The organism is Lacticaseibacillus paracasei subsp. paracasei (assembly GCF_000829035.1).
GTDB lineage: Bacteria > Bacillota > Bacilli > Lactobacillales > Lactobacillaceae > Lacticaseibacillus > Lacticaseibacillus paracasei.
Genome location: NZ_AP012541.1, coordinates 1,740,240 through 1,751,752 on the forward strand (window position 1 = coordinate 1,740,240; position 11,513 = coordinate 1,751,752).

The window sequence follows — 11,513 nt, forward strand, 5'->3', positions numbered from 1 at the left end:
ACAATTATGCTTATTCATTTGCAATAAATAATACACGTTATAATAACCTCGATTTACACATCTTGTTATCATTTTAAAGTAAGGCTTATCAAGAGTATCAGATTGAGATTGTCAAGTCATCCTCTGCCAATTGAATTGGTATACCCCCAGCAGCAGTCTGTGCTTGCTGTTTCAAGGTGACAAGATCAAGCTGTTGCGGCAAATGTGTCAATAATAAGCGCTTTACTTGAGCGTCTTTGGCTAGTTTTCCCGCTTCTGGTGCTGTGAGATGCCAACGCGGTTGTGGCTGATCTGCTAGAAAATTGGTATCTGCCATCAAAAGATCCGCATCTTTAGAAAACGGTGCCAGTGCCGGGAAACAACGCGTATCACTTGTATTGACAAGTGTTTTACCAGTGACGTCTTCAACGATTCGAACAGCAAACGCTGGCACCGGATGTTGGGTTTCAAGGAAAGTTAACGTTAAAGGGCCGAGATGCAAAGTGCTGTCTGCCGTATAGCCTTTAGCCGTTGTATAAGGGCCAAACGTTAAACTAGCAAAGTTCAACGGGTCTTTTGTATGCCCATATATCGGCAACGGTGACAACTTTTTGTCCCCTTTTCGCAATTGATAATAGTACTGCAAAACACCGACATCCGCGATGTGATCATGATGGTAGTGAGTCAATAAAACTGCATCTAATTTTAATGGATCAAACTGCTGCTCTAGTGAAAGCAAGCCGCCGCTACCTAAATCCATCAATAAATGATAGTCACCACTTTCAATAAGGTAAGTGCTGGTCGCGTGACCCGCATCTGGGTAGCCGCCAAGATAACCTAAAACTGTCAATTTCATCTTGTTTTTCCTTCCTTTCAATGTGAAACCATTCAAAAAGCTTATAATGGATTTGGAGGTGGTCAGAATGTCCACAATACAAACAGTCTTCGGCAGCAAGTCGTTCCTTGTCAAACTGCTAGACGAACGTCATGACCCGCAATTGAAACTGTTGAAACCAGCTGAAGAGGGTTTGGATTACATGATCTATGACCCCAGCGGAAAAGCACACTTTTCCGCGCCCTTGCAATATGAAACCCTTGCGGATTTAGGTACGCCCGCCGACAATGGTTATATTCACTTCATGTACTTTAATTTGAGTAGCGATGACGTGAAAGTTTTCCTTGCCAAAATTAAGGATCTCATTGATAAGCATGATATTTTTCTTGGTCAAACTCAAGTCTTAGTCGCCCAGAAAGTCAAACACCCAGACGACTTTGTGGTCGTATCAGGTTGGCAATCCAGTAACGACTACTACGAGTTTAAGAATACGCCGGCCTTGTCAGCAGTCAAGGAGTTCATTCGTCGCGCGGCCTCCGCAAACGGCTTCCATCAGGCTGGCTATGCGGTGATTGATCCGCATCAGAAAAACTAAATAAGTTACATAGACGGCTTGTTAACGCCTATGAAAAATCCGAAGTCAATCACTTCGGATTTTTTATTGGCGCCTAATGCGCTTTTTAAGAATGCACTCGCTTGTGTAATTATTCAGATAGCCCACGGATAGCGCCGTAGCTAATCAATCGCCCAACGGGAAACAGGTTCATCTACCATGCGGGCAGTAATGTGCACAGTTGCCTCATAAAAAAGCCAATCGATAATTGCATAGATCAAAATCATCAAACCCAAATAACGCGAAGGCGGATTATCAAGATAAGTTGTCAAAACACTAATCATACAAAGCCCAATTGTTGTCCCGAAAAGAAACGGTACCGCAAAGACAACCGCAGCTTGCCGATAAATCGTTATACGGAGTTGCCTTGGATCCATACCAAGATGTTTTAAAATTTGAAAATGTCGGGCCTCTTGGCGAGCTGCAATCACCTGTTTTAAAAGTAAAATGCTACCCGTAGCCACAACAAAAACGCCGCCGAGCAATAAAATCAGAAAGAACAAAAAGCCATACAAAGTGTTCACAATTCCCTGCTGGAAGGACTGAATTCCCAACGGATTGCGCCAAAAGTTCAAGGTAGTGCTGGCTCGATCTGTCACTCTCAAATCATTGCCATCCCGCTCAGAACTGCCAATATTGACATACTCTTGAAGATTTTGACTATTCTCCAAGTGCTGTAATTGTCGCAACGCAGCGGCGGTTGCTTTGGACTTAGGTAAGCGAGCCATATACAATCGATCAGTCGTTCCTTCAAGCATGTCAAACGTCCGATCACTGACAAGCAACCCCCGGTCAAAAAAATTGTTTCTGCCGGTCGGGAAAAGATTGGTTGTTCGTGTTAACAATAATGACGCATCGCTACCCGGCAATATGATGGCTCGATCAGGATTGCGGCGGGCACCGACTGGTCGGAAACTGGTTCGCGTTGGCAGCATTAGAAGTGCTTCGTTCCCACGAAGTCTAACAGGAGCTAAATAGTGCTGTAAGTGGGCAGCGCGTTGATAATCCCGCATCGCAATCACATTATAAACACCAGGTTGTTTTCGGACCTGATCGGCCTGATCTCTTAGTCGAATTTCGGCATACACAAGTTTCGAAGATAGGATAATTGCTTGAGTTGGTTTGACCTTAGCTTTTGCTAAAATTTTCGTGACATTATCCACGCCTGCCCCTGCTGCAACCACAGTCGTCGGAATCTCGCGCTGAACCAGATCCTGATTATATTGAAACAACATAGCAGAACTGCCAAGCATCGTAATCGTAATCGCACACAGCAATGTTGTTAGCCACAATGAATGCGCGTTCCCTTGAAGTCGTTTAATGATCAAATGTCTTGAGATGGCATGCGCATTGCGCGTCTTCATTTGACTTCGTTGCTGGAACCAAGCCACTATGCCAGGCAGAAACTCCTCAAAAACGAGGAAAAGTCCCAGCAACAAAGCCACTAGCATGAATCCCATTAACAATGGTGGAATCAAACGCCCCTGAGTTCGCGGCAGTATATGCATCAACACGCCACTAACTGGTAACAAATGGACCATCGTAAACAGACTGCCAGCCAACAAAACGACGCCAGCAATGCCAAGGGAAAACCGCCACCATGTTTGCGGTTTGGGAGCGGCCGAGACATCCTGCTGGCGAATAAAATTACGCAATGGGTTTTGAACATAAATGGCATTGATGCTGCCCACTAATAGGTAGACAACGCCCATTAAAATCACGACATCAACCATAGCTGGGAAAGAGAGCATCAAACTAATCGGTGTGTGCAAGGCCATCAATCGAATCAGCACCATGCCCAATAAAGGTGAGATAATCAATCCGAGTAAGAGACCCAGAGCCATTCCGAATATACCGATCATTAAACTCTCAATACAGACTAACAATCCTAATTTGGCCCCAGACAAACCAAGCAAACGATATAGCCCAATTTCTCGATCACGACGAGCAATGAGTAAAGTGTTGAAATAAAGCAAAAAACTGATCGCAAAAAGTGCTAAGACCATCATCACAATCATCAATAGAATCGGAACAATATCCAGATCCCCAAGCCGCTTGCTGGCATCGCTCAAAATCGGTTCATTATTCGCAACCGCCCCAATGGCATACATAACGGCACTGATCAATGCTGCCACTAGTACCTGCAAGCCATCCTCGTGACGATGGCGCCGTAAATTTGTCTTAATCAGATGCCACACGGGTATGGCCTCCTCCACTGACAGTTGCTTCCATATCAATAATTCGGTCAAAAAACTGCTGGCGGGACTTACCACGCGTTACTTCAGCAAAAAATGCCCCATCTTTGATGAAGATGATGCGACTTGCGAAGCTCGCGGTGAAGGGATCATGCGTCACCATCAATATCGTGGTTTTTTCTTTTTCGTTTAATTGACGCAGATAGTTTAAAAAATCAGTTGCTGCTAATGAATCGAGGCTGCCAGTCGGTTCATCTGCCAACAAAAGATCGGGTTGGGTGATCACAGCGCGAGCAGCCGCGACGCGTTGTCGTTGTCCCATACTTAACTCCCCCGGAAAAGCCTGCAGAATGGGAGTTAAGTTAAGGTGATTCGCGACTGTCTGTAATCGTTCAGCACGATCAGGCTGAAGCTCTTGCTGCAAGGTTAGCGGCAACAAAACATTTTGCGTCACCGTCATATCATCCAATAAGTTGAAGTCTTGAAACACAAAACCAAGATGATCTCGACGAAAAGCCGCTTGTTGTCGTTCATTAAGGGCCTCAAGATCGTTCCCTGCAATATTGACTTTTCCGGTACTTGGCGTCTCAATCGTTGCTAAAATATTGAGCAATGTTGACTTTCCGGCGCCACTTGGTCCCATAATGCCGACGAACTCACCCGCGTTGACCTGAAAGCTAAGGTCGTTCAAAGCGCGAACTCGATCATGCCGTTGTCCAAAAATCTTGCTCAAGTTAGATACTTCAAGAATTGCCATCGCGCACCTCCGCCATTATCATACCAAAAACGTGTTATGCATGTGCTGCCAACTCCCGTTAGACAAAGAATCTCGGGTTTGTTGCTCTTAGTTTACATTTTAAAGTAAATCCTGAAAACTTATTTATTAGAAGATTGCGGCTTCCTAAAAGCCGGACAAACCCAGCTCATAAAAACTGGTCTTATTGACCTTGTTCGCGCTTGTGCTTCCTTCCCAAAACTTATACCATTAGAGCAGAAATGGAGTTGGTCACGTGTTTAAAATCATGATCGTAGAGGACGATCTGACGATTAGTGGGCTGATCGCTGATAACTTAAAAAAATGGCAATTTGATCCAGTTGTGGTAACCGATTTTAATGCTGTATTTGATGACTTTTTGCAAGAAAAACCCCATTTAGTCTTATTGGATATTAATCTACCAGTTTTTGACGGCTATTATTGGGTTCAAAAAATCCGTGAAGTATCAAAGGTCCCTGTGATTTTCATTTCTAGTCGTAACACGAATATGGATATGGTCATGGCAATGAATATGGGCGCTGACGACTTTTTGAATAAGCCGTTTGCCATGGAAGTGTTGATCGCAAAAATCAACGCCTTGCTTCGACGAACCTACAATTATGCTGATCAAGGAACCGATGTTTTGGAACACAACGGCTTGATGTTGAACCTCAAAAACGGTACGGCACAAATTGGCGAAAACGAAATTAACCTGTCAAAAAATGAATATAAACTGTTACAAATCTTGATCCGGCAACACGGTCAAATCGTCAGCCGTTCCCGGTTATTAAAGGACTTATGGCAAGACGAGCGATTTGTTGATGACAATACACTTACCGTCAACATTAATCGCCTGCGCAAAAAAATCGAGGAAGCCGGGTTGAAAGATTATATTCAAACCAAGGTTGGACAAGGTTACATCGTTCCTTAGGAGGCTGGCAGATGCGGTTTCGTGATTATTTAAAGGATCATTTAAGCCCGATTGGTGGCTATATTCTTTGTGTTGGTCTGGCGGCCTTGATCATCTGGCTTGACCCGCAGCATCGCGTTAAGGCCATGACGCTTTGGTACGCTGTGTTGTTAGTGACACTATTGGCCAGCGCTTTTTTGATCGCACGGTATTGGCGCGTACGGCGGTTCGCAGCTCGGCTTCAGGAACGGATCGATGCTCAGGAGGCTGCGTTAGATTGGCCCTTGCCTGGCGGTGAATCCGCAACCGAACAACTTGTGACGAAAACGTACAATCAAATTTTGACCCAGCATCGCCAACAAGTAACTGCCCTGCTAGCACAACAGCAAGATCAAAAAGACTTCATTGATTCTTGGGTGCACGAAATCAAAGTACCGCTCGCGGCAGTGACGTTGCTGGCCGAAAGTTTTGAGGGGCAAGTACCTGATGACAAACTGGATAATTTGAATCTGCAATTGGATCAAATCGAATTTTATGTCGAGCAAGTCTTGTATTACTCGCGTCTCGACAGCTTTTCAAAGGATTATTTGCTGCATGAGACATCATTGCGCCCGCTCATCAATGACGTAGTCGCCAACCAGCGGAACGGCTTTATCAATAAACGACTATCTTTCAGACTGAATGGCACCGATCAAATCGTATTGACAGACAACAAGTGGCTTCGCTTTATTCTTGCTCAGCTCATCTCCAATGCGGTCAAATATACGCCAGAAGGAGGCCGAATCACGGCTCTCATTCGTAACACCGGGAAGGAAACGCAACTACAGATTACTGATACCGGTATCGGCATCCCCAAAGATGAGCAACATCGTGTTTTTGAGAAGGGATTCACGGGCAGTAATGGGCGCCTTTCGAATCATAAGTCAACGGGATTAGGCTTGTTCTTGGCTGAAAAGTTAGCTGAAAAACTTGGCCATCACTTGTCGTTAACCTCGGTAATCAATCAAGGTACCACGGTCACAATCCATTTTCCTTACGTGAGCTATTATGGTGAGGCCGATCAAACTGTGCACCATCCTGAATCCCACGCGATTGCTGTGCAAACCCAGACTAGGTCACATCCAGACAGCTGACGAATAAGATAGCATCAAGTAGTTGAATCAACCCTAGATCTCAAAATTGAGAGCCACCTATTCAACCAAATCGGCACCAGAGGCAAGCAGCCTCTGATGCCGATTTTTTAATAGATTATCTTATCGTCCTTCGAATTGCCTGAACGAACTAACGAATCAGATTTTTCCACAACTTGACTTCGCCAGCCGCCATTGTTGCTGGTACGTCAATGATGCGCTGGTTAGCACTGCCACGAAACTGTAAGGTCAGATCCTTTTGCGCCAACAAAAAGCGACCGTCAACCAAAATATCGATCAATTTTAGCAACTCAAGTTTATCGTCTGAATCCTGAATCAATTCATCATACGTATAGCCGCTCCAGCTCCAAATGTCTTTCTCATGCCCGAATTCTTGACGAATTCGTTTGCACAAGCGAATGCAGACTTGCGTGTTTAGGAAAGGCTCGCCGCCTAACAGCGTCAGACCCTGTACGTAACTTTGACTAAGATCGGTCATGATTTGATCCTCAAGTTCTTGTGTATAAGGTTTACCATAACGAAAATTTTGTGCAACCCGATTGTAGCAACCAGGGCAAGCGAAACGGCAACCGGAGACATATAAACTACACCGAACCCCTTCGCCGTCAACAAAGTTAAACGGTTTGTAATCGGCGATGCGTTGCTGTGAAAGCTCACTGGCAAGCCATTCTTTAGGTTTGGGATTTTGGGGTAATTTATTTTCGATCATATGTCTGCCTTCCTTGAGGGTGTGCCAACCCACGTGGTGTCACGCACCCAGCTGTTTAGTCTTGTGAATCCACTTTTTTCATCGTATCACGTTTCACCCCCAAGATGTAGTATCAGTTGTACACAAAATGCCGGCCTGTCATCTATATCTTGACGCCAGGCCGGCATTCTCTGATGCTATACGTCATACACGTGACTTATTAAGCGCGCTTTAAGTGCAGTGTCATTGCATTCAAAGCCACAACAATCGTTGACAACGACATGATCGCAGCACCGACCGCAGGACTGAGAATGAAGCCAACGGGGGCAAGAATCCCTGCAGCAAGCGGAATCGCCAGAATATTGTAACCAGCACCCCACCAAAGGTTTTGAACCATTTTCCGGTTAGTTGCTTTTGCCAATGACAAGAAGTTGAGAATATCGGCCGGGTCACTATGAACTAAGACAACATCGGCGGTATCAATCGCGACATCCGTCCCAGCTCCAATTGCAACACCGATGTCTGCTTGAGCCAAACTAGGCGCATCGTTGACCCCGTCACCAACCATCATGACAACGCCATGCTGTTGATAAGCCTTCACTTGCGCAACTTTGTCTTCAGGTTTTAACTCTGCCTGAAATTCCGTCAGACCAAGCTGACCGGCCACTTTCTTAGCAGTTTCATGGTTATCACCAGTCAGCATCACAGGCGTAATCCCCTGCTGTTTCAACTCGGCAACAAATGCCTTACTGGAAGACTTCAACTGATCGCCTTCAGCCACCATGCCCAAAACGTGCTGACCTTTCAGCAAAAAGGCTAACGAATTTCCGGCAGCAGCCCACTGATCAGCCTGGGTTTTATCGTAGGTCAACTGATGATCCTGTAAATATCGGGCATTCACAATCTCATACTGAATGCCGTCGACTGTGCCTGACAGCCCGACACCCTTCATGACCTGAACATTTTCAGCAGCTGGCACTGTTAGCTTTTGCTCAATTGCTGCCGCTTTAATCCCAGTTGCAAGCGGATGCTCGGAATGACTTTCCAAGGCGGCCATGGTTGCTAGAATTTCTTCCTGACTCTGATCAGCAAAATGCAACGTTGTGGCAACCGTAAACTTGCCTTCAGTCAGCGTCCCTGTCTTATCCATTAGCATGTACTTGGCTCGCTTGGCTGTTTCAAGCGCTTGGCGATTGCGAATCAACAACCCATTCGTGGCGCCAATACTGGTACTCCGAGCAATGACAAGCGGAATCGCCAACCCTAATGCATGTGGACAAGCAATAATGAAGACGGTGACCATCCGTTCAAAAGCGGTGGCCAGGCCGCTTGGCATCCAGAGAATAAACGCCAGAATACCAATAGCTAACGCGGCATAGAACAACCAGCCGGCAACTTTGTCGGCCATGCCCTCGGCCTTACTTTTATTTGCTTGCGCACTTTGTACAAGCTTCATTACTTGGGCTAAATAGCCGCTTTCACCAGTACCTGTCACTTGGATTTCAATGACCCCATCTCCGTTGATGGAACCACCAATAACTTTATCACCGCCTGCCTTACGAACAGCCTTGGCTTCGCCTGTGACAAGCGATTCATTGACACTACTGCTGCCGCTTACGATTTCGCCATCAGCTGGCATTTGTTCACCAGCCAAAACCCGTAATCGCGTGCCAACCTGAACCTCTGACAATGGCATATCCATCACACTGTCGCCATGAACCACATGCGCCTGATTTGGCAATAATGCAGCCAATTTTTCAACCGCATTACCAGCCGCCATCACAGCATTCATTTCAATCCAGTGACCCAGCAACATGATCACAATTAAAGTGGCCAGTTCCCAGAAGAAGTCCATCACCATAGCATGTGGCGCGATAAAGTGATTCATGACGAAAGCATAAAGCGAGTAACCGTACGCAACGGTGATCCCCATTGCAATCAAAGTCATCATTGCGGGCTGGCGACTTTGCAACTCTGATTTAGCGCCGGTCAAAAATGGCCAACCGCCATAGAAGAATAGAAATGACGAAAGAATCAGGACAAGCCAATCAGACCCAGGAAAAACTATTGGCAATTGCAAAACGCCGAGGTGGATATCCATCCCCATGAACTGCGAAAGCAACAACACGGGTATCATGACGATCAAACTCACCCAAAACTTTTGCTTGAGATTTCCCATATGCATCATGTGACCCCCGCCATGATCCATCGAGCCGTGATCCATATGCATGTGCATGTGATCCATCGCGCCGTGATTCATGTGCATCTGATCCATTGCTGCATGATCCATTGAACCCGGTTCCATCTGCATCTTCGCCATGCCAGCATGCTCTTCTTCAGAGTCGTGATCCATGTGCATGTGGTCCATATCGCCATGGTGACCCATCGCCATATGATCGTGGTTCATTTGATCTTTTTTGTCAGTCTGTGATCTTTTCGTATCGTTCATCGCTTTCATTTCATCGTCATTCATGTGCAGCCTCCTTACAACCTTCTGGTAAACAATTACAACTAACTGTTTTCGGCGCATCGTGCTGCTTCGCTAAAAGCGTTTGTTGCAAGATCTCAATATCATGTTTCGAAAGGGTGACGTTCGTCATCAAGTGATTGATGGCCGTGCCGATTTTCATTTGACAAAGGTGGCTAAATAATTCCGCCACGGCGGCATCCATAGACTCTTGTTCACCCACTGCAGTGTGATAAAGAAATTCACGTCCATTTTTTTCAGTGGTTAAGGCGCCTTTTTTGACTAACCGTCCTAAAAAGGTTTTGGTCGTTGCCACTTTCCAGCCCATTTTTTCAGCAAGAATTGTTGCAAGCGTGCTACTTGTCAGTGGACCAAGTGTCCAGATAATTCGCATAACCTCCCATTCAGACTGGGAAATTTCAACTTTCGGTGTTTCCATCGCTTGCCTCCGTTTACATCTGTAATCTATCAACACCTTTAATTTACAACTGTAAACCATAAAAGTCAACCGCAGTTTCTTGAGCGCACAAAAATACCCCGGCTAGCCAGCCGAGGCGCGATTGTATTCATTCACTTTTACAGTGTGTGGAACCCAATATCAGTGCGATAATCCAAAACGCCTTGAATTTTCTCCATGGCTGTTTTTGCCGCTTTAACGGCATCCGGCAAAGACTCCGCCCCAGCTACTACGGAGAAGATTCTACCAGCATGACTTTCCCAGCCGTGGTCACTTTTCGCCACTCCTGCTGGAAGCCAAGTTCCCTCTGGCCAATCTGTCGGCACAATGACGGGAACTGTCTTGAGCGCGCTGCTCGGGTACGCAGGATTAACGGCAACAAAGCAAGCATAGGCCTTATCGCTCAACGTCAAACTAGGTTGGCGGTTTGCTAATAAGTCGCTAATCAGTTGATAAAAATCATTTGTGATTTGCGGCAGCAGGACTTGCGTTTCTGGATCGCCAAAACGCATGTTATATTCCAAAATCTTCGGTCCGTCAGGTGTGAAGATCAGTCCAATGTACATGACCCCTTGACCATCTAAGCCATCAGCCTGCATGCCCTTTAACGTTGCATCCACAAGCTGATGGGCAGCGGCTACTTGATCATCGTTAAATTGCGGTAACGGACTAATCGCCCCCATTCCGCCTGTATTAGGACCACGATCATTGGCAAAACGCCGCTTGTGATCCTGAGAAAGCGGCAGAATGACACGCTTTTCGCCATTAAACAAGGCCATGACAGAGGCTTCTTCACCCGCAAGATATTGCTCAAGTAGCACCGTTGCATCTGGAGAATCGGCATACATTTTTTCGATCGTTTCATCCAGCGTTTCAGCATCTTGGGCAATAGCGACGCCTTTTCCGGCTGCCAAACCGTCCTTTTTCAAGACTAGTGGCAAGCCCATTGTCGCGGCTTCGGCATGGGCATCAATAGCATTGTGAACCGTCTTGCTGCCGGCAGTCGGCAACTGATGGCGCGCCATAAAATCCTTGGCAAACGTTTTGCTGGCCTCTAACTGGGCAACTTTCTTGGTGACGCCAAAAATCGGTTGATCAGCTGCCTGAAAAGCATCGACAATCCCAGCGGCTAACGGCACTTCGGGACCCACAAAAGTCAGATCAATTTGGTGGGTCTCAGCAAAGTCAATCAACTTGGTAAAGTCATTGTCATCAATGTTGATCGGATCAACTCCCAGCAAGGTCATTGCCGGATTACCTGGCGCCACATAGACATGATCAACTTGCGGAGACTGTTTGAATTTTAAAGCAAGGGCACTTTCCCGGGCGCCGCCGCCAATGATCAAAACCTGTTTCATCGTAACCTCCTAGTGTATTTGCTGGTGGGGAAGCTTTATAAACGCGCCTGTTTTTCTCTTAAATGCGCTCATAGGCGCGGAAACCTATACATCAGAACCTTGAAGC

Annotated in this window: 10 protein-coding genes; 3 read left to right on the forward strand and 7 right to left on the reverse strand. The window is 46.2% G+C overall.

Annotation, left to right across the window (positions count from 1 at the left end; all coding sequences use genetic code 11):
- Positions 1-97 precede the first annotated feature (97 nt).
- Entirely contained in the window at positions 98-835 is a 738-nt protein-coding gene (locus LBPC_RS08565) for an MBL fold metallo-hydrolase (protein ID WP_003660588.1), read from the reverse strand.
- A 67-nt stretch (positions 836-902) separates the two neighbouring features.
- Here LBPC_RS08565 and LBPC_RS08570 point away from each other — a divergent pair, with 67 nt between their 5' ends.
- On the forward strand, positions 903-1,409 hold the full coding sequence (locus tag LBPC_RS08570; protein WP_003575469.1) for a monooxygenase: 507 nt from the start codon (positions 903-905) through the stop codon (positions 1,407-1,409).
- A gap of 140 nt (positions 1,410-1,549) precedes the next feature.
- Here the strand turns inward: LBPC_RS08570 and LBPC_RS08575 are convergent, their stop codons facing one another.
- Together LBPC_RS08575 and LBPC_RS08580 are read right to left on the reverse strand one after the other, a co-directional pair.
- Positions 1,550-3,625, reverse strand: a complete 2,076-nt coding sequence (locus LBPC_RS08575) for an FtsX-like permease family protein (protein ID WP_003579680.1) — start codon at positions 3,623-3,625, stop codon at positions 1,550-1,552.
- Positions 3,609-4,379, reverse strand: coding sequence for an ABC transporter ATP-binding protein (locus LBPC_RS08580; RefSeq protein ID WP_003660586.1), 771 nt, complete (start codon positions 4,377-4,379; stop codon positions 3,609-3,611). The genes LBPC_RS08575 and LBPC_RS08580 overlap by 17 nt, the downstream gene beginning before the upstream one ends.
- Positions 4,380-4,632: 253 nt before the next feature.
- Between LBPC_RS08580 and LBPC_RS08585 the strand changes: the two genes are divergently transcribed.
- Together LBPC_RS08585 and LBPC_RS08590 are read left to right on the forward strand one after the other, a co-directional pair.
- Positions 4,633-5,307 (forward strand): response regulator transcription factor, encoded by a 675-nt coding sequence (locus LBPC_RS08585; RefSeq protein ID WP_003660585.1) that lies wholly within the window; start codon positions 4,633-4,635, stop codon positions 5,305-5,307.
- A gap of 11 nt (positions 5,308-5,318) precedes the next feature.
- Entirely contained in the window at positions 5,319-6,419 is a 1,101-nt protein-coding gene (locus LBPC_RS08590) for a sensor histidine kinase (RefSeq protein WP_003594860.1), read from the forward strand.
- Positions 6,420-6,567: 148 nt separating this feature from the next.
- Here LBPC_RS08590 and nrdG read toward each other — a convergent pair whose 3' ends face one another.
- The 4 genes from nrdG to purD all read right to left on the reverse strand — a co-directional run bounded on the left by nrdG (position 6,568) and on the right by purD (position 11,407).
- The gene (nrdG, locus tag LBPC_RS08595) at positions 6,568-7,146 is read right to left on the reverse strand and encodes an anaerobic ribonucleoside-triphosphate reductase activating protein (RefSeq protein ID WP_003576044.1); all 579 of its coding nucleotides are present in this window, start codon (positions 7,144-7,146) and stop codon (positions 6,568-6,570) included.
- 199 nt (positions 7,147-7,345) lie between these two features.
- Positions 7,346-9,598: a heavy metal translocating P-type ATPase gene (locus tag LBPC_RS08600; protein ID WP_003594862.1), complete on the reverse strand. Its 2,253-nt coding sequence runs from the start codon at positions 9,596-9,598 to the stop codon at positions 7,346-7,348.
- Entirely contained in the window at positions 9,591-10,031 is a 441-nt protein-coding gene (locus tag LBPC_RS08605; protein ID WP_003594864.1) for a CopY/TcrY family copper transport repressor, read from the reverse strand. The genes LBPC_RS08600 and LBPC_RS08605 overlap by 8 nt, the downstream gene beginning before the upstream one ends.
- Positions 10,032-10,168: 137 nt before the next feature.
- A complete protein-coding gene (gene purD, locus LBPC_RS08610) occupies positions 10,169-11,407 on the reverse strand; it encodes a phosphoribosylamine--glycine ligase (protein WP_003660583.1) in 1,239 nt (412 codons plus the stop codon).
- Between the last annotated feature and the right edge of the window lie 106 nt (positions 11,408-11,513).

Coding starts and splice junctions, on each gene's coding strand:
- LBPC_RS08565 (WP_003660588.1), bottom strand. CDS start 835: ATGAAATTGACAGTTTTAGGTTATCTTGGCGGCTACCCAGATGCGGGT.
- LBPC_RS08570 (WP_003575469.1), top strand. CDS start 903: ATGTCCACAATACAAACAGTCTTCGGCAGCAAGTCGTTCCTTGTCAAA.
- LBPC_RS08580 (WP_003660586.1), bottom strand. CDS start 4,379: ATGGCAATTCTTGAAGTATCTAACTTGAGCAAGATTTTTGGACAACGG.
- LBPC_RS08590 (WP_003594860.1), top strand. CDS start 5,319: ATGCGGTTTCGTGATTATTTAAAGGATCATTTAAGCCCGATTGGTGGC.
- nrdG (WP_003576044.1), bottom strand. CDS start 7,146: ATGATCGAAAATAAATTACCCCAAAATCCCAAACCTAAAGAATGGCTT.
- LBPC_RS08600 (WP_003594862.1), bottom strand. CDS start 9,598: ATGAATGACGATGAAATGAAAGCGATGAACGATACGAAAAGATCACAG.
- LBPC_RS08605 (WP_003594864.1), bottom strand. CDS start 10,031: ATGGAAACACCGAAAGTTGAAATTTCCCAGTCTGAATGGGAGGTTATG.
- purD (WP_003660583.1), bottom strand. CDS start 11,407: ATGAAACAGGTTTTGATCATTGGCGGCGGCGCCCGGGAAAGTGCCCTT.